Origin of the sequence: Enterobacter sp. DC4 (assembly GCF_000568095.1) — a bacterium.
Classification (GTDB): Bacteria; Pseudomonadota; Gammaproteobacteria; order Enterobacterales; family Enterobacteriaceae; genus Enterobacter; species Enterobacter pseudoroggenkampii.
Genome location: NZ_AZUB01000003.1, coordinates 275625 through 293708 on the forward strand (window position 1 = coordinate 275625; position 18084 = coordinate 293708).

Consider the following 18084-nt stretch of genomic DNA (forward strand, 5'->3'; position numbering starts at 1 on the left):
CTCCTCACAACGAACCCTGACCCTTTTTTCTTTACATAAAAAACCAGGTCTTACTATGGATACTAAAAAACTACTGAAGCACGTGCCCTGGGCCTTACTCGGGATCCTCGGCGCTTTTTGTCTGGCGGTTGTCGCATTACGCCGGGGCGAACACGTAAGCGCCCTGTGGATCGTGGTCGCGTCGGTTTCCGTCTATCTTGTTGCTTATCGCTACTACAGCTTGTACATCGCGCAGAAGGTCATGAAGCTCGACCCGACGCGTGCCACTCCGGCGGTCATTAACAATGACGGCCTGAACTACGTGCCAACCAACCGCTACGTGCTGTTTGGTCACCACTTTGCCGCGATCGCCGGTGCAGGCCCGCTGGTGGGCCCGGTGCTGGCCGCGCAGATGGGCTACCTGCCGGGTACCCTGTGGCTGCTCGCTGGCGTGGTGCTGGCGGGTGCGGTGCAGGACTTTATGGTGTTGTTTATCTCTTCTCGCCGTAACGGCGCCTCTCTGGGTGAGATGGTCAAAGAAGAGATGGGCCGCGTGCCGGGGACTATCGCCCTGTTCGGCTGCTTCCTGATTATGATCATCATCCTCGCGGTGCTGGCCTTGATCGTGGTGAAAGCGCTGGCCGAAAGCCCGTGGGGTGTCTTCACCGTCTGCTCAACCGTGCCGATTGCGCTGTTCATGGGTATCTACATGCGCTTCCTGAGACCGGGACGCGTAGGTGAGGTGTCGGTGATCGGTATCGTGCTGCTGGTCGCCTCCATCTACTTCGGCGGCGTGATTGCGCACGACCCGTACTGGGGCCCGGCGCTGACCTTCAAGGACACCACCATCACCTTCGCGCTGATTGGCTATGCGTTTATCTCCGCGCTGCTGCCGGTCTGGCTGATTCTGGCCCCGCGCGACTACCTGGCGACCTTCCTGAAAATCGGCGTTATCGTCGGTCTGGCGATCGGCATTCTGGTGATTAACCCGGATCTGAAAATGCCGGCAGTAACGCAGTACATCGACGGTACCGGCCCGCTGTGGAAAGGCGCCCTGTTCCCGTTCCTGTTCATCACCATTGCCTGCGGTGCGGTCTCCGGCTTCCACGCCCTGATCTCCTCCGGTACTACGCCTAAGCTGCTGGCGAACGAGAAAGACGCGCGTCTGATCGGCTACGGCGCGATGCTGATGGAGTCCTTCGTGGCGATCATGGCGCTGGTTGCAGCGTCCATCATCGAACCGGGTCTGTACTTCGCGATGAACACCCCGCCGGCGGGTCTCGGCATCACCATGCCAAACCTGCACGAGATGGGCGGTGACAACGCGGCGCTGATTATGGCGCAGCTGAAAGACGCCAGCGCACACGCGGCGGCGACCGTCAGCTCCTGGGGCTTCGTGATTTCGCCTGAGCAGATCATGCAGACCGCGAAGGACATCGGCGAACCGTCCGTGCTGAACCGCGCAGGTGGCGCTCCTACACTGGCTGTCGGTATCGCACACGTGTTCCACAAAGTGCTGCCGTGGGCGGACATGGGCTTCTGGTACCACTTCGGTATTCTGTTCGAAGCGCTGTTCATCCTGACCGCGCTGGACGCCGGTACCCGTGCGGGTCGCTTCATGCTGCAGGATTTGCTCGGTAACTTCGTGCCGTTCCTGAAGAAAACCGACTCTCTGGTAGCGGGCATTCTGGGTACGGCGGGCTGCGTCGGCCTGTGGGGCTACCTGCTGTATCAGGGCGTTGTCGACCCACTGGGCGGCGTGAAGAGCCTGTGGCCGCTGTTCGGTATCTCTAACCAGATGCTGGCTGCCGTGGCGTTGGTGCTCGGCACCGTGGTCCTGGTGAAGATGAAGCGCACCAAATACATCTGGGTAACGGTTGTTCCTGCGCTGTGGCTGCTGCTCTGCACCACCTGGGCGCTTGGCCTGAAGCTGTTCAGCGCCAACCCGCAGCTGGAAGGCTTCTTCTTCATGGCTAACCAGTACAAAGAGAAGATTGCCGCAGGCGGCGCAGACCTGACTGCCCAGCAGATTGCCAACATGAACCATATCGTGGTGAACAACTACACCAACGCGGGTCTGAGCATTCTGTTCCTGGTGGTGGTGTACAGCATTATCTTCTACGGCATCAAAACCTGGTTGAAAGTGCGTAACGCTGAAGGCCGTACGGATAAAGAAACCCCGTACGTGCCGGTGCCGGAAGGCGGCGTGAAGACCTCTTCACACCATTAATCCAGCATGTAACTGTAGGCCCGGATCGCTGCGCGCCACCGGGCTTTTTCTTATCAGGACCCGTTATGTTTGGTAACTTAGGCGAAGCAAAAAAATACCTCGGTCAGGCGGCGAAAATGCTGATTGGCATTCCGGACTATGACAACTACGTTGAGCATATGAAGACCAACCATCCGGATAAGCCGTACATGACCTACACCGAATTCTTCCGCGAGCGGCAGGAAGCGCGCTACGGCGGAAGTGGAGAAGGCGGCGTCCGCTGCTGCTAAAGGAGAGACCATGACCCCGATTGCCGTTACCCTGCTGACCGGTTTCCTCGGCGCCGGTAAAACCACCCTGCTGCGCCACATCCTGAATGAACAGCACGGCTTTAAAATCGCCGTCATCGAAAACGAATTTGGCGAAGTCTCCGTAGATGACCAGCTGATTGGCGATCGCGCCACGCAGATCAAAACCCTGACCAACGGCTGCATCTGCTGCACCCGCTCTAACGAATTAGAAGACGCCCTGCTGGACCTGCTCGACAGCCGCGATCGCGGTGAAATCGACTTTGACCGCCTGGTGATCGAGTGCACCGGCATGGCCGACCCCGGCCCGATTATTCAGACCTTTTTCTCTCACGAAATCCTCTGCCAGCGCTATCTGCTGGACGGCGTGATTGCGCTGGTTGATGCGGTCCACGCCGACGAGCAGATGAACCAGTTCACCATCGCCCAGTCTCAGGTGGGCTACGCCGACCGCATCCTGCTGACCAAAACCGACGTGGCGGGCGAAAGCGTTAAGCTTTGCGAGCGCCTGACGCGCATCAACTCCCGCGCGCCAATTTACACGGTGACGCACGGTGATATCGACCTGTCTCAGCTGTTCAACACCAACGGCTTTATGCTGGAAGAGAACGTCACCGCGAAACCGCGCTTCCACTTTATGGGAGACAAGCAAAACGACGTGGCGTCGATTGTGGTGGAACTGGACTACCCGGTGGACATCAGCGAGGTTTCGCGCGTGATGGAGAACCTGCTGCTGTCGTTTGCCGACAAGCTTCTGCGCTACAAAGGGATGCTGTGGATTGACGGCGAACCCAACCGCCTGCTGTTCCAGGGCGTTCAGCGCCTGTACAGCGCCGACTGGGACAGACCGTGGGGCGATGAAGTACCGCGCAGCGTGATGGTGTTTATAGGTATACAGCTGCCGGAGGAGGAGATTCGGGCGGCGTTTGCGGGTCTGAAGAAATAGCCGCCATGCATCCCCTCTCCTCTGTGGGGCTTAGGGATCCCCGCAAAATATTGCCTGCACGGACGACCCCCTCTCCCTTGAGGGAGAGGGATGGGGTGAGGGGGAACATACGGCTGTGGTGGTCATTCCGTTCACTTTATGTTCCTTGCTACTCTGTAACGGCTTGACCTGTGAACGTGCCAGGGTGGCTCAGTCGCCACCACCCTGGCAACCCAGGCTCCCGGCGGTAAATCGCCGCTGCGCGGTACCTTCGGCTTATTCCTTCCGGCTTATCGGGGACGGGCGGAGGTAACATCCCTGTAAAGCCCGCCCTCTCGGCGCATCCCTGCGCCTCGCCCCGGCCTGCAGGAAACGCCTCAGCGATTTACAGCCGGACCAGGTCGTCGCTATAAGCCCGTCATTTTTTTGTAACTACTCTCGTCGCTTTCAGTAAAAAAAATTACTGGAGATTCCTCAGTCTGTGGGGAGAGGGTAAGTAGAAAACTTATTTCACCGCCTCCGGCAGCGTCACAATCCACAGCTCGCTGTCCGACTCCGGCTTCTTCAGCGGCTTCACGCTGAGCGTGGTTTCCACCGGCTTATCATCCAGCGTCAGCTTGCCTTCCGCATTCACCCGATAATCCTTGAGCTTCTTGCCCTCGACCGGTTTTTGCATCGCCACCTTCACACCAAAGTCGTTATCGTTCGCCACCGCAAGCGTTTTGCTGTCGATCAGCGCCAGTCCTTCGGCCTTCTCCTGCTGCCAGCCCAGCGCGCGCAAATCGACCACCTGCGTTTTTGCCGCGAGGGTAATCCCGCGCTGCGCCAGGGCTTTCTCATCATCAAACTCCGGGTACTCGCCCGGCTTGTCAAAGGCGGAAAGATCGCTCGCCTTGCTGAGATCCACCTTGTAAATCAGGTTACGCATCCCGTCGTTTTTATCGCTTCCCTGCTCAATCAGCAGGATGTGCTGGTCATCGAGCGCCACGATGTCGCCGATTTTGGCGTCGCTGTTTTTGTCATAGGCCGCGCTGTCGATAGGGTAACCGTACATCGCGGTTTTGCCGGTCGCCGGGTCGAAGCTCACCAGACGGGTGAACAGCGCCTGCTTTTTGCTTTGACCGTCGATGTCCAGCGTGCTTTGCACGGCGGCGATAATCCGCCCGTCCGGCATTCGGGTCAGGCCTTCAAAGCCCCGGTTGGGCTGGCGCCATTTGATGATGTTTGGCAGACCGCCCGCGATGGATTTTTCGCCTTCCGCGGCCTGCGGCCCGTGGATCGCCAGGATCTTGCCTTTGCTGTCGACGTTAATCAGGAACGGGCCATACTCGTCGCACAGCCAGTAGCCGCCTTTGCCGTCCGGCGTGATGCCTTCCGTGTCCAGCCCGCGGTTGTCACCCTTCAACGTCTTTAAGGTATCGCTGAACGCCACTTCATTGGTGGAGCCAATCACGCCGCTTTGCAGCGGCAGACCGTTAATCTCGCCTTTATCGTCATGCAGCGGGCGGGCATCCGTTGCCTCTGCTTTGCCGTTCTGAACGCGGATGGTCATCAGCAGCGGCGCGAAATCTGGCGTGACAAATATTTTGGCTTCGTTTTTACCCATTTTTGGCGCATCGGCGTTGGGGCCGCGATCGGTCACGGTCGCAAACGTCAGGGCGTCGCCCTGCTTGCCCGTAAACAGCAGGCCAGAGCCAATCCCTACCGGGAGCCCGTTCGGGAACGCATCGGCAAACGCGCCGCTGTATTTCACATGCGAGCCGTCAGGGAAGCTGACGACATAGCGCTCAGCGGTAGGCTGTGCCGCCAGGCCAGAGAAAGAGAGCGCACAACCGATAAGCACAGGAATAATTTTTCTTTTCATATTGTTAGCATCCAGTTAGTGAAGCCAACAACGTAAAGAATAAACGTGTCAGAAAAATGACATGGAAAGGCAACCGGCATGGGCGAGTGAACGTATATTCATTGCCCGGAAATGTAAGGTTGTGTTGTATTGTGTGACAACTGAAATACTTTTGGAAATTATTAGAAACTCAATTAATTCACCTCTAATCACTATCCCTTCTTCGTTCAGTTTATGTTTAGTCAAAAAATTAAACGGTTCCTAAACACCAAAACATCACCCGTTGACACCCCGGCAATCAAACAGCATTGCAACAACTTCTATAAAAAACTTAACAATATCAGCATAAAACAGCGACTTTCATCACATTTGCAGTCATAAACATCGCTTGTTAAGGTGCCCCCAGATGAATTTAATGACGAGGCATAAAACATGAAAAAACTGAATATCCTTCTTCTTTCTGCTCTGACCGCCCTCTCGGGTTCCGCTCTGGCAATGGGCGGCAGCATTGAGCAGGGTAAAAACTTTACCAACCTCAATCTGGAAATGGGTAAATCCTCATCCGGCCTGTATGCCGAAAGCAACTGGCTTAAAAACACCGATGACGGTACCCAGACCGGCGGCGTGGGCGCAGGCTACAACCTGGAAGTGGGCCCGGTGATGCTGAACGCAGGTGCGAAAGCTATCTACATCGGCCCGAAAAAAGGCGATAACGGCGTGGCGTTCCCAATCGGTGGCGGCGTAAACGTAGCCCTGACCGACAGCATCCACGTGTACGGTGAAGGCTACGTGGCGCCAGAAGGGCTGAACAACAGCGTGAAAAACTACGTGGAAGCCAACGGCGGCGTAAGCTGGACGCCGATCGCGCCGGTGACCCTGAAAGTGGGCTACCGCCACGTGAGCGTTGATGGCAAAGACGGTCGTCCGAATCATACGCTGATTGACGGCGCATATGTAGGCGGTGGAGTGTCCTTCTAAGCCTGGGTGTGCGTTTCGCCCGGCGGCGCTACGCTTGCGCGGGCCTACAATCAAAGGGGCAATATATTAAAATTGTTGCACATTGTAGGCCGGGTAAGCGCAGCGCCACCCGGCAAGAAAGGCGATGACATTGTTCATAGTAAACCTGCCGGCTGGCAGGTTTTTTTATGACCTCTTACTTACGCACCACCACCAGCTTCTGGTTCACAAACTCTTTGATCCCCAGATCCGACAGCTCGCGTCCGTAACCGGAGCGCTTCACGCCGCCGAACGGCAACTCTGGCGCGGTATCGGTAAGCCAGTTGATGTACACCATCCCGGTCTCGATCCGGGACGCCATTTTCTTCGCGCGCTCGATATCCTGGCTGAATACCGCCCCGCCCAGGCCGTAGTGGGAGTCGTTCGCCAGCGCGACCGCCTCGTCGTCGTTTTTCACCACGTATATCTGCGCCACCGGGCCGAAGAACTCTTCGAAGTACGCCGGGTTGTCGCGCGAGATGTTCGTCAGGATCGTCGGCTCGAAGAAACTCCCGTCGCGCTGCACCGGCTTGCCGCCATAGTGCAGCGTGGCGCCGCTTTTCACCGCCTCGTTAACCTGTTTGGTCAGTGTTTCAAGCGCATCTTTCGACGACAGCGGCCCCAGCGTGGTGCTTTCGTCCAGCGGATCGCCAATCTTCACCTGCTTAAACGCTTCGGTGAATTTGCTCAGGAAAGCATCCGCAATCTTTTCATGCAGGATAAAGCGCTTCGCCGCGGTGCAGACCTGCCCGGCGTTGTTGAGGCGCGCATTTACGCCAATTTTCACGGCCTTCTCAAGGTCTGCATCGTCCAGCACCACGAACACGTCGTTACCGCCCAGCTCCAGCGTGGATTTCTTGATGTGCTTCGCCGCCTGCGCGGCCACCACGCTGCCCGCCTTCTCGGAGCCGGTTAATGCGGCGCCCTGCACGCGATCGTCAGCGATAATCTTCGCCACCTGATCGGACGAAATAAACAGGTTGGTCCACGCCCCTTCCGGCGCGCCCGCCTCGCGGACCAGGTGGGCAAAGGTCTCGGCGCAGTGCGGCACGATGCTGGCATGCTTAGCGATGACCGGGTTACCCGCCGCCAGGTTTGGTGCCAGAACGCGCATCAGCTGGTAATACGGGAAGTTCCACGGCTCAACGGCCATCAGCACGCCGATGGGATGATGCTCCACCCACGCTTCCCCGAGTTCGGATTGATACTTCACCGGGGCCAGGAACTGCTTAGCGTTGTCAGCGTAATAGCGGGCGATCTGCGCGCACAGCTTCACCTCGCCGCGGCTCTGTTCGATGAGCTTACCCATCTCCTGGCTGGCGATTTTCGCCAGATCCTCCACGCGCTCGTCGATCAGATCGGCAAGCTTATGCAGCACCGGCAGACGCTGACTGATGTCGCCTTTCGCCCAGTCCGAATGGTAAAGCGCATCGGCCGCCTTCAGCGCCGCTTCGATATCCGCGTCGGTATGCGAGGGGTATTCTTTGATGAGCTGGTTAGTGGCAGGATTTACTGTCTGATAAGCCATGTCGAATCTCCTTGTTTTACCGCTTAGGGTATTAAGGGTAGTCAACGTGACTGGCTATGGACGTAAAGTTGGGTATATCCGGAAGGTTCTTAATGAAGCGCTGCCAGTCGGTTCGCTGACGTGGTATAAAAAACGTCCTGAAGGAGTTCATATGACCGATACCCGACATATCCGGCAGACTTTTCACCGCGCCTCAGGCCTTGAGCTGCGAAGCACGTGGCAGAGCACGCAGGCGTATAAACGTCATTGTCACCCGCAGCTCTCCATCGGCGCGATTGTGGAAGGCCAGACCTGCTGCGTGTGTCATGACAGAGAATACATCCTTAACCCCGGGGACCTCATTGTGATCCCGGCCTATGCGCCGCACAGCTGCAACCCCGTCGCCGGGCAACCGCGCAGCTACCATATGCTCTATATCGACACCGATCTTCCTCTGGCGCTCCAGGTGATTCGCGACCGTACGCTCTTTAAGCGCTACCTTGAGATTGTTGAGACGATGTCGCCTGCCTCCGTGGACACGCTGCTTTCAGCCCTGCCCCGCCGCCTGGAAAACGCAGATGCGCTTCGCTCAACCAGTCAGCACGTGCGGCAGGCGTTTCTTGCCGACCTGGCCGCACCGCCTTCGCTTGACGAACTTGCCCAACGATTCTCGCTGCGCAAAGAGACGTTGATCCGCACCTTCCGGCAGGACACCGGCCTGACGCCGGGCAGCTTCCTCAACATCTCCCGCGTGGAGTTCGCCAAAGCGCGGCTACGTGCCGGGGACGACATCGCCGACGTGGGCTACCAGAGCGGATTTGCCGACCAGAGCCATTTTCATAAGACCTTCGTCAGCTATACCGCCGCCACGCCGCGCCAGTACGCCACTGGCCGATCAATATCCGACAATAAATAGCGTTTGCATCACCGTAGTCTGACCTCAGATTGTTAACCGAGGTTGCTATGGAACTGTTCTTCCCTTCTGCTTTTCTTGCCCTGGCGCTGGCGCATTTTGTCGCCCTGTTAAGCCCGGGTCCGGACTTCTTCCTGCTGGTGGGCTACGCCGCGCGCTACCGACTGCGCGGCAGCGCCGGATTGTGCTTAGGCATCGCCGCGGGCAACGCGCTCTATATTGTTCTGGTCATTATCGGCTGGAGCGCGCTGCGCCAGTTTGCCTGGCTGTTTACGCTGATAGAACTTTGCGGCGCGCTGTACCTGCTGTGGATCGGCTCGCATCTGGTACGCAGCCAACCGCAGGCGCTGAGGCTGAATGAAACCCGTCAGCGCTGCCCTTCGCTGCGCAAGCAGATCCTGCTGGGGCTCGGCTCGGCGCTGCTTAATCCGAAGAACGCGCTGTTCTATCTGGCCCTGATGACGGCGCTACTGGGACCGGATGTGACGCTGCTTCAGCAGGCGACCTGCGGCGTCTGGATGGTGATGGTAGTGCTGGTGTGGGATCTGGCTCTGGTGTCGCTGATGGGGCTATCGTCGGTTCAACAGAAGCTCAGCCGTGCGCTGTGGTGTATTGAGCGCACGGCGGGTGTGGTGCTGATGGGGTTTGGCGGGTGGGTGCTGTGGCGGGTGATATGAAAGAATCTTATCAGCCGTTTTCTATGCCCCTAACCGATAATCCCAGTCATCCGTGTGAATAACGTTACCGTCACGGTAATGCCAGGTAATCTTTTCATAACGAAGCAAAACAAGCTCAAGATGCCCCTGTTTTTCATGGTAAGCCTCTTTCACGTCATGCATTAATGAAAACACCGTGACGACCTTCACCGCTTCCAGTGTTATCGTGAAATAAATTTCTTCCTGACCGGCATCATTGATTCTATACAGGTCGATAGTCGCTTTCCTGAACGTACCGCCCGTGCTGAGTGCTTTATAGAGAAAAACGCTGGAGGCATCTATTTCTTTCTCAATAAGAAAGGGACGATGCTGGCGTTTGCTCAATGCTCTGCCATTATGCAGGTCAGAATTATAGCTTACGTTATGATAGAGCCCTAAAACCTCAATCTGGTTTTCACGGTCTTTAACTTTCACGCTGCCTTTTATGTTATTACCCGCATCGTCAGTTAATAACATATATCCCGGAATGGCCATTTACATATCCTTATCGAATGGAACAGAGTGTTCAACAGTAGAGATCATAACGGCGAGACATCTTTTACCCTGCGGGCTTTTTATTTTGAACATCCCCCTGATTGAATCCACAAAAAGCTTATTACTTTCTGCCTCCGTTTCGGGGAAATTAGCAAACGCGCAAATTTGTTCAACAGTGAGTAACGGTTTATCGTCTTTTAAGATTGCTAAGACACCTTCAGGGTTATGTGGGATGGCTTCAGAAAGCGCCGCCTTTAAATCTTCAGCCGTACTGGCGTCCACTCCGGGTTCAAGGGCACTCGCCACGGCTAACCATGCCTGAGTTCCTTTACTTATCTCTGGTATGACATGATTCCACCATTCCGACTCACCCGTATCATTTGAATCCAGCTCCGCTACAACAGACATGGCGCCTTTGCCGTTTATCATCTGCAGGATCTGTTCAGGAGTGTGGTTTTTGGCAAATAAACCCATCGGTAAGCACAAGAAGAATAGCGCAATAATATACTTCATTATCGCACCACCAGTATTGTATCACCCGAATCATAAATCATATGACGCTTGTCCTGACCATTCATAATGATACAACCTGCTGATGCAGAGCCTGGTGGCTGACCTTTTTTATCACCATGAATTTGAAAATGATCCCTACCAAAGGTATTGGTCCCCGCTATAGGCTCAAGAATAATGGCCTCAGCACTTTTATGATTATTCCACCCGGCAATAAAATAAATACCTCTGGGAATGGGGCCTCTGTTTCGTTGACTTTCACACTCTGGCTTATCTTTCGATTCACCCGCACCGCTGTAGCAGTTAGCGACAAACACACCATTATGGCTCAATACCCCCGTCGAAACTTTATACTCCCATGTCATCGATACCGCCTCCTTTCATAAATAGTCCTTTATCTTATGGCTAACAGGAGCGTTAAAATGACTACGACGGTCACAAAACATTACGTCCGAAAATAAATAAGCACAAAAAATATAGAAAAATTAATAATAGATAATTTTGATTTATATAATTTTTATATAAAAGCCGTGTGTCAGGCCGAGAATGCGTCTCTCCCCTTACACCAGTTTTGCACTTTTGGTTCACTTGCCTCTATCCTTAACCCATGGAAAAAATAGCTGAACTCAAACGCGCCAAGCTGCTGGCGCTGTCGCTGCTGCTGGTTGCCGCCGCGGCGTTTATCACCACCCTGTTCCTGCCGCAAACCTTCTGGGTGCGCGGCGTCAAGGCCATTGCTGAGGCGGCAATGGTCGGTGCGCTGGCTGACTGGTTTGCGGTGGTCGCGCTGTTCCGCCGGGTGCCGATTCCCTTTATCTCCCGCCATACGGCGATCATCCCGCGCAATAAAGACCGGATCGGCGACAATCTCGGCCAGTTTGTGCAGGAGAAGTTTCTCGATACCCAGTCGCTGGTGGCGTTGATCCGCCGCTATGAGCCCGCGCAGATGATTGGTTCCTGGTTCAGCAAGCCCGACAACGCCCAGCGCGTCGGGCTGCATCTGATGCAGGTGATGAGCGGTTTTCTCGAACTCACCGACGACGGGCGCATTCAGCGCCTGCTCAAACGCGCGGTGCATAAGGCCATCGACAAGATCGACTTCACTGAAACCAGCGCCGTGATGCTGGAGAGCATGACCAAAAACAACCGCCATCAGGTGCTGCTGGACACCATCATCAACCGGCTGATTACCCTGATTCAGCGGGAAAGCACGCGGGACTTTATCGCCGACCAGATCGTCCACTGGCTCAAAACCGAGCATCCGCGCAAGGCGATGGTGCTGCCCACCGAGTGGCTGGGCGATCAAAGCGCGGAGATGGTGTCAAACGCGGTGAACACGCTGCTGGACGATATCAGCCACGACCGCACGCACCAGATCCGCCAGGCATTTGACCGCGCCACGCTGAAGCTTATCGACAACCTGAAAAACGATCCGGACATGGCGGCCAAAGCCGACAACATCAAGCACTACCTGAAAAACGATGAGGCGTTTAACCGCTATCTGGGCGAGATGTGGGCCGATCTGCGCCAGTGGCTGAAGGCGGACATGCAGAGTGAGGACTCGCGCGTGAAGCAGCGCATCGCCAACGCCGGGCTGTGGTTCGGTGAAACGCTGACGAACGATGCGAACCTGCAGGCCTCGCTGAACGAGCATCTGGAGCAGGCCGCGCACCGCCTCGCGCCGGATTTTGCCGCGTTCCTGACCCGCCACATCAGCGACACGGTGAAAAGCTGGGATGCCAAAGACATGTCCCGCCAGATTGAGCTGAACATTGGCAAGGATCTGCAGTTTATCCGCGTCAACGGCACCCTGGTGGGCGGGACGATTGGCCTGATCCTGTTTTTACTCTCGCAAATCCCGACGCTTATCCATTGAGCGTCCTGAGGATCAGCGCCTTCATGCTGGAAATAGCGGCATTGGCGGAGGCGCTTCCCTGATGCAGCGCTATTCCCAACTCTCCTGTATCTGGCAGCAGGCGGCTGTCGACCTGTAACGTCTCGGGCAGGCCAATACGCGTGCGGAGCGTAATACCCAGCCCCGCGTTGACGCCCGCCCACAGTCCGCTCAGGCTATAGCTGGTAAAAGCGATACGCCAGGGAATACCTGCGGCATCCAGCGCTGCGATAGCCCGGCTTCGCAAGAGGCAGGGGGCGTCAAACATTACCAGCGGCAGCGGCTCACCTCGCTGCAGAAGTGCCTCAATGTCCTCGCTGGACCGGCAAATCCACTTTAGCGGCTCGCTTCGCACATAGTCGCCTTCTCGTCCTTCCTGCCAGACCAGCGCCAGATCGAGTTCGTTTGCCGCCACGCCCCGCAGCAGCGGCGGGTTGCGATCAACGCGCGCGATCATGCGAAGCTCAGGGTGTTGTCTGTGAAAATCGCCGATAACCTGCGGCATCACGGACTCCCCAAAGTCCTCCTGCATACCCAGACGTACCTCACCCTGAAGCAACTCCCCCCTGATAGCCCGGAGCGCTTCATCATTTAATGCCAGCATACGTCGGGCGTAGCTCAGCAGAATTTCACCCTCCCGGGTCAGAGCCAGCGTACGCCCCTGCTTCACGGTGAGCGCCACGCCGCACTGCTGCTCCAGCTTTTTTAGCTGGGCGCTGACCGCAGAGGTGGACCGACACAGCCTGTCCGCCGCCTCGGCAAAGCTGGTGGATTGAATACCCTCCACAAAGCTCCGCAGCGCGTCCAGGTCTAATGCTGAAAAGCGTTTATCCATATCATCCTCATTTTCAGGACATTTAGTCCTGAACATTGCGATTTTATTTATGGTGGCAGCCTGCGAGAGTGATTTCCAGACGACAGGAGGAATAAAAATGAGCACAACACTGAATCGCGACACGCTTGCGCAGGTCTCCCCTAAGCTGGCGGAACTCAGCCAGCAGGTGCTGTTTGGCGATATTTGGCAGCGTCCGCAACTGGCCCCGCGGGATCGCAGCCTGATCACGCTTGCCGCCCTGGCCGCCCTGGGGCGTACCGCGCAGCTTCCCTGGCATATCGACTTTGCCCGACAAAACGGCGTGACGGACGACGAGATTACCGAAGCGTTTACTCATCTGGCGTTTTACGCAGGCTGGCCGGCAGCCGTCAGCGCCCTGACCTGCCTGGCAGAGGAGAAACAATAATGCCGTTTGTTCGCATCATGACGGGTGGCCGCTATAGCGAGATGCAGAAAAAACAGATTTCGGACATTCTGCACCAGGCGCTGACGGAAACCTTCGCCGTTCCCGCGCAGGACCGGTTTCATTTTTTTGAATGCTTCGCTGCCGGGGATCGATACGTTGATCGGCACTATCTCAGCCCGGGCAGAACGGAGGGGGCGATGCTGTTCAATATCGTGGCCGGTAAGCCGAGGAGCGATGAACAAACAGCGGCGCTCTACCGCCAGTTGGCTGCGCAGCTGAATGAGAAGATGGGCATCAATGATGGGGACGTGATGGTCGTTATCCAGTTTACTGCCGCTGAAGACTGGAGCTTCAGCGGCGGCATACGCTATCAGCCCTGAATGACGTAGCGCGTCGCCTCGAAGCGGTTCAGGATCAGGTGCACCAGAAAGACCATCGTCAGCGTCGCCACCAGCGAAAAAGTGACGGAGGTGATGCGGTACAGATCGCTGAACACCAGGTCAGTGTCCGGGTGCATGTTCTGCCCGAACATTATCCCGATGGTGGTGATGCTGGAGAAGCCCACGCCCGCCCCCACCTTCTCCATCACGTGGAGTCGCGCCCCAAACGCCAGCCCGAGGCCGATCAGCGGCATCATCAATAGCATATGGCTGCTGTGATCGTAGAGGATCAGCTGCACCACCAGAATATAGAGGCAGCCCAGCACCACGCCGACCACGCGCCAGATGGAGCTCATCACCGAACCGCGATAGTGCATCGGGAACAGGATTAAAATCCCCGCCATCAGCGCCGAAAGCGAATCGCTTAAGTCGCTGATCTGAAAAACGATGAATATCAGCGTCGCGACGGTACCGGAGAGCAGCGACTCGTGGCGCACGCGGGCGTCGTCTTTCTCAATCAGCGGCGGCGGCTTGCGGGGCTCCACGTCCGGCAGGAGATAGTTCATCAGCGCGCTCAGGCACACCGCCATGACGCTCGCTTCGATGTTGGAAAACAGCAGCGTGTGCCAGTTGGTGGTGGGGTAGCTCATAAAGTTGAGCATCACGCTCTGGCACACCACACCCATCGAACCGAACAGGAACAGCGGCCCTTTACTCATAAAGCGAAAGCGCATCACGTACAGGGCGAAGACCACCAGCGTCATGATCGCCGGCCATTGCGACAGATAGCCGATGATAATCACCATTTCGACGCAGTTGAGCGATGCGCTGAAGATAAACTGCTTCGCCACGTGGCGGTTAAACACCGGCACCAGCGACAGCAGCATAATCGGGTAGACCACGAAAAACACGCCGTAGCTGGTGTTGTAGAAGCTGGAGATGCTGAGCGCAATCATCCCGGCAAAGACGATGCGCAGGGTCTGGCGAAAGTCGTTTGCCGTATAGACGATGTTGCCGTGCGGGGTAAACACCCGCGCTAGGGTAGTAATAGACATCGAACTAATAAACATAGTGAAGCAGGCTCACCAGGTGGATCTGCATCCCGGAGAAGAAGCGCGCAAACGGTCCTTCGCTGTTGTAGAGCTGCACGGTCGCGCGGGCGCCGGTCGGCAGATGCTTCGGCAGCGCCTCGTCCAGCGTCACGTGAATGCGCATGCGCTGAGCGTCGCGCACCCAGCGGTTGGAGGTTTCCGGCTCGGAGAGCTGGCCGTTAACCGCCTCCTGACCGGCAAGGATCCCCGCGTCGCTGCTGGTGACGTGGGCGCGGAAAACGTGCCCCGGGAAGGCGTCGAACACCACGGCGGCGTCGGTGCCCTGACGGGTATGGCGCAGGCTCTTCTCGCGGAAATCGGCCACGATGTCGGTCTGGTTGTTCACCAGCGCCAGCGCGGCTGAGCCCGAGGAGGCGTAAAAGCCCGGGCTTAACTGCAGGTTACTGACCGTGCCGTCCGCCTGGGCGTAAACCTTCGTCCAGCCGAGATTGAGTTCCGCTTCATCCAGCGCGTTGCGGTATTTTTGCAGCGTCACGTTGCGGTGCTCGTCCCGCTCGCCGCGCTGGATGCGCAGGTTATGGATGTTGGCCTGAATTGAGCTGACGGACTGTTCGCTGCTCTGCCAGGTCGTGCGGACTTTATCCAGATCCGCCTGCGAGACGTTCTGCAGGGTGCTCAGCTTCTGGTAGCGATCAAAGGTTACTTTGTCGTTACGCGCGGTCAGCACGGCGGTTTTCAGGCTGGCCTGCGCGGCGGCGATCTGCGCGTCCAGCTGTTCGTTAGACAGGCGTGCCTGCTCGAGCGCGATTTGCGCCGCTTCCACCTTATTGCGAAACGGCGTGTCGTCGAGCTCAAACAGCAGATCGCCTCTCTTCACCTGGCTGTTGTTGTGGACATGTACCGCCGCCACATAGCCGGAGACGCGCGGAGACACCGGCGTCACCACGCGCATCACGGTGGAGTCCGGCGTCAGCGGGATCCAGATATCCGCGACGATAAAGTAGACAAACATCAGCAGGAAAGAGGCAATACTCACCCTTACCCAGCGGGCAAACTTTTGTTCAGGGGTCATTATTTTTCGGTCTTGTTATCTTCTTCGCGGATTGTCCGCAAATTGCAGGCGATTTGATTCAGGGTAGCGCTGAAAATGTCGAGATGTTCCGGCGCGATGTTTTGCGATACGCGCGCCTGATAGGTCTCAATCACCTGAGTGAGCCTTTGTAACAGGGCTTTTCCCTCAGGCGTCAGCGTCAGAAGCCGGATGCGCTTGTCATAAGGCGATACGGCGCGCAGCAGGTATCCCTGCTTTTCCAGCTGTGTCAGGGTGCGCATCAGCGGCGGCAGTTCAATGCCCTGCACCTCCGCCAGCTCACTCATTGAGACGTTATCCCCGAGCTGATGCAGCTGCATCATCACCGTCCAGCTCGACTGGGTTAACCCGGTATCGAGAATGGCCTCGTCGATGACGGCACGCCACTGACGCACGATCATCGCCATCCGCATGCCCATCGGCCTGCGGCAGAACAGTTCTTCTTCACTCATGGGGAAACCTCTCGTCACACGCGGTCAAGATAATAGTTATCAGGGTAACTATCAAGAAACGAGAGGCGAAAGCGCAGGAATTGCGAAAAGGGTGTTCTCCCTCTCCCTGTGGGAGAGGGTCGGGGTGAGGGCATCAGCCCGCAGCGGCGTTTAGCGGCTAAAAAGCCTCTTTACAGCGGCCTTCCCCGACGCCGTCACCACCACCTCCCGATACCCCGCCCCCCGCTGGATCCAGCCTTTACTTTCAAGATGGTCGAGCAGCAACGCGCCGGCTTCTCCGCCCAGGTGAAACCGCCGCTCGCTCCAGTCCAGGCAGGCGCAGCAGGCCTTCCGGCGCGGATGCGCGCTTAACGAAATGCCGAGCGTCAGGAACTGCTCCCGGCCATAGAGTGTCAACGCTGAACCGTCAGCCTCCAGCCAGCCTTCCGTCTGCATGAAATCATAGATCTGCACCGCCACCGCGCCTGCGAGATGGTCATAGCAGGTCCGGGCTTCACGCATGGCTTTCGGCGCGCTGGTTTCCGGCGGGGTAATGCGGCTCCACGAAAGCCCCATCATCTGCTCCACCAGCGCCGCCACGTCGTGCCCGGCAAGACGATAATAGCGATGCCGCCCTTGCGACAGGCAGGTAATCAGTTGCCCTTCAACCAGCCGGGAGAGATGCCCGCTGGCGGTCGACGGCGCAACGTCAGCCGCCGCGCTCAGTTCGGTGGCCGTCCACGCCCGTCCGTCCATCAGGGCACAGAGCATCTTCACGCGCGACGGATCGGCCATTGCTGCCGCCACCGCGGCAATCGCCTTTTCCAGCAACGCGCTGTTGTCAGGGGGTAAACTCGTCTTAAGCATGGGCCGCCCAGGGTTCAGTGATCTCAGCGGCCAGCTTATCATTATCCGTCAGCAGAATAAGGTGATTCGCATGGTCGCTGTACTGGGTCAGGATAGACACACCGCGTGCCGCCAGCGCCGCTGCGATCTCGCCCAGCTCGCCAGGGCGTTCCTGCTTAAGCTTTCTGATCACCGGCTTTCGCACCGCCTTCACGGTAAACCCGGCGTCGAGCAGCACGCGTCGCGCTTTTTCCCCGTCTTCCACCAGGAAATGGGCATGTGTACCAAATACGCCACCGCCCTCCAGCCCCACGCCGTTGCGGCCCAGCTGCTGCCCAAAGCGCGCCAGTTCACCCGGGATATCGCGAAAAATGACATGAACGTCATACATCGGCATGCCCTCCGGTTACAGAGGTATATTCCCGCACGACCTGCGCCACCCGAATGCGGTAGTACGCAAAAATCGACTCCCGCCCTTCGGCCTGCGCCGCCTGATGAAAGACGTTCTGCTTCCAGCGGCGGACGGCCTCTTCATCCCGCCACCAGGAAAGGGAGAGGATTTTGCCGTCGGTGGTCAGGCTCTGGAACCGCTCGATATCAATAAAGCCGTCGATGTCGGCCAGCAGCGGCTTAAGTTCGGCGGCCAGCTGCAGGTAGCGCGCCTGATGGGCAGGCGCGGCTTTGGCTTCGAAAAGGACTGCGATCATGGTTTTCTCTCCGTTGTGATGTTGAGGAGAGAATGCAGGATGGAAAAGCACGATGCTTCGGTA

General features: G+C 57.2%; 21 protein-coding genes. 9 read left to right on the plus strand and 12 right to left on the minus strand.

From position 1 onward, the window contains the following. Nucleotides 1-55 precede the first annotated feature (55 nt). The 3 genes from P349_RS13535 (at nt 56) to yjiA (ending at nt 3442) form a co-directional block, all read left to right on the plus strand. On the plus strand, nt 56-2209 hold the full coding sequence (locus P349_RS13535) for a carbon starvation CstA family protein (protein ID WP_032649928.1): 2154 nt from the start codon (nt 56-58) through the stop codon (nt 2207-2209). 65 nt (nt 2210-2274) lie between these two features. Then, nucleotides 2275-2478 (plus strand): YbdD/YjiX family protein, encoded by a 204-nt coding sequence (locus P349_RS13530; protein ID WP_003856610.1) that lies wholly within the window; start codon nt 2275-2277, stop codon nt 2476-2478. Nucleotides 2479-2488: 10 nt separating this feature from the next. Beyond that, a complete protein-coding gene (gene yjiA / locus P349_RS13525; RefSeq protein ID WP_032649929.1) occupies nt 2489-3442 on the plus strand; it encodes a GTPase in 954 nt (317 codons plus the stop codon). Nucleotides 3443-3926: 484 nt separating this feature from the next. Here the strand turns inward: yjiA and P349_RS13520 are convergent, their stop codons facing one another. Continuing rightward, entirely contained in the window at nt 3927-5285 is a 1359-nt protein-coding gene (locus P349_RS13520; protein ID WP_032649930.1) for an esterase-like activity of phytase family protein, read from the minus strand. Between the two features lie 411 nt (nt 5286-5696). On the opposite strand from P349_RS13520, the gene P349_RS13515 reads away from it, so the two are divergent. Then, a complete protein-coding gene (locus tag P349_RS13515; RefSeq protein ID WP_024908300.1) occupies nt 5697-6242 on the plus strand; it encodes a YfaZ family outer membrane protein in 546 nt (181 codons plus the stop codon). Nucleotides 6243-6417: 175 nt separating this feature from the next. Here P349_RS13515 and P349_RS13510 read toward each other — a convergent pair whose 3' ends face one another. Further along, on the minus strand, nt 6418-7788 hold the full coding sequence (locus P349_RS13510; RefSeq protein WP_032649932.1) for an NAD-dependent succinate-semialdehyde dehydrogenase: 1371 nt from the start codon (nt 7786-7788) through the stop codon (nt 6418-6420). A gap of 151 nt (nt 7789-7939) precedes the next feature. Between P349_RS13510 and P349_RS13505 the strand changes: the two genes are divergently transcribed. Together P349_RS13505 and P349_RS13500 are read left to right on the plus strand one after the other, a co-directional pair. Then, a complete protein-coding gene (locus tag P349_RS13505) occupies nt 7940-8683 on the plus strand; it encodes a helix-turn-helix domain-containing protein (protein ID WP_032649933.1) in 744 nt (247 codons plus the stop codon). A gap of 47 nt (nt 8684-8730) precedes the next feature. Further along, nucleotides 8731-9357 (plus strand): LysE family translocator, encoded by a 627-nt coding sequence (locus P349_RS13500; RefSeq protein WP_032649934.1) that lies wholly within the window; start codon nt 8731-8733, stop codon nt 9355-9357. Nucleotides 9358-9378: 21 nt separating this feature from the next. Here P349_RS13500 and P349_RS13495 read toward each other — a convergent pair whose 3' ends face one another. From P349_RS13495 to P349_RS13485, 3 genes are read right to left on the minus strand one after another with little or no spacing between them, the layout of a single operon-like run. Further along, complete coding sequence (locus P349_RS13495; protein ID WP_032649937.1) at nt 9379-9870, minus strand: Hcp family type VI secretion system effector; 492 nt, start codon at nt 9868-9870, stop codon at nt 9379-9381. After that, entirely contained in the window at nt 9871-10383 is a 513-nt protein-coding gene (locus P349_RS13490; RefSeq protein ID WP_032649938.1) for a hypothetical protein, read from the minus strand. It lies immediately after the preceding gene. Next, nucleotides 10383-10745: a tlde1 domain-containing protein gene (locus P349_RS13485; RefSeq protein WP_021240619.1), complete on the minus strand. Its 363-nt coding sequence runs from the start codon at nt 10743-10745 to the stop codon at nt 10383-10385. The genes P349_RS13490 and P349_RS13485 overlap by 1 nt, the downstream gene beginning before the upstream one ends. A gap of 242 nt (nt 10746-10987) precedes the next feature. Here P349_RS13485 and P349_RS13480 point away from each other — a divergent pair, with 242 nt between their 5' ends. Then, on the plus strand, nt 10988-12256 hold the full coding sequence (locus P349_RS13480) for a DUF445 domain-containing protein (protein WP_032649940.1): 1269 nt from the start codon (nt 10988-10990) through the stop codon (nt 12254-12256). On the opposite strand, the gene P349_RS13475 is transcribed toward P349_RS13480, so the two are convergent. Next, a complete protein-coding gene (locus tag P349_RS13475; RefSeq protein ID WP_032649942.1) occupies nt 12246-13109 on the minus strand; it encodes a LysR substrate-binding domain-containing protein in 864 nt (287 codons plus the stop codon). The two genes, P349_RS13480 and P349_RS13475, sit on opposite strands and share 11 nt — an antisense overlap. A gap of 97 nt (nt 13110-13206) precedes the next feature. Between P349_RS13475 and P349_RS13470 the strand changes: the two genes are divergently transcribed. Beyond that, nucleotides 13207-13515, plus strand: coding sequence for a carboxymuconolactone decarboxylase family protein (locus P349_RS13470; RefSeq protein ID WP_032649944.1), 309 nt, complete (start codon nt 13207-13209; stop codon nt 13513-13515). Continuing rightward, nucleotides 13515-13895: a tautomerase family protein gene (locus tag P349_RS13465; RefSeq protein ID WP_032649946.1), complete on the plus strand. Its 381-nt coding sequence runs from the start codon at nt 13515-13517 to the stop codon at nt 13893-13895. The genes P349_RS13470 and P349_RS13465 overlap by 1 nt, the downstream gene beginning before the upstream one ends. Here P349_RS13465 and P349_RS13460 read toward each other — a convergent pair. From P349_RS13460 to P349_RS13435, 6 genes are all read right to left on the minus strand, one after another. After that, nucleotides 13886-14950, minus strand: a complete 1065-nt coding sequence (locus tag P349_RS13460; RefSeq protein ID WP_032649947.1) for a DUF2955 domain-containing protein — start codon at nt 14948-14950, stop codon at nt 13886-13888. The two genes, P349_RS13465 and P349_RS13460, sit on opposite strands and share 10 nt — an antisense overlap. 4 nt (nt 14951-14954) lie before the next feature. Further along, a complete protein-coding gene (locus tag P349_RS13455; protein ID WP_090419205.1) occupies nt 14955-16022 on the minus strand; it encodes an HlyD family secretion protein in 1068 nt (355 codons plus the stop codon). Further along, nucleotides 16019-16489: a MarR family winged helix-turn-helix transcriptional regulator gene (locus P349_RS13450; RefSeq protein WP_024908312.1), complete on the minus strand. Its 471-nt coding sequence runs from the start codon at nt 16487-16489 to the stop codon at nt 16019-16021. The genes P349_RS13455 and P349_RS13450 overlap by 4 nt, the downstream gene beginning before the upstream one ends. A gap of 150 nt (nt 16490-16639) precedes the next feature. Then, a complete protein-coding gene (locus P349_RS13445; RefSeq protein WP_032649951.1) occupies nt 16640-17335 on the minus strand; it encodes an ArsR/SmtB family transcription factor in 696 nt (231 codons plus the stop codon). After that, nucleotides 17328-17705 carry an amino acid-binding protein gene (locus P349_RS13440; RefSeq protein WP_032649953.1) on the minus strand — a complete coding sequence of 126 codons (378 nt, stop codon included), beginning with the start codon at nt 17703-17705 and terminating at the stop codon, nt 17328-17330. Before P349_RS13440 ends, P349_RS13445 begins: the two co-directional genes overlap by 8 nt. Continuing rightward, nucleotides 17698-18021 carry an antibiotic biosynthesis monooxygenase family protein gene (locus tag P349_RS13435; protein WP_032649955.1) on the minus strand — a complete coding sequence of 108 codons (324 nt, stop codon included), beginning with the start codon at nt 18019-18021 and terminating at the stop codon, nt 17698-17700. Before P349_RS13435 ends, P349_RS13440 begins: the two co-directional genes overlap by 8 nt. Nucleotides 18022-18084: the final 63 nt, after the last annotated feature.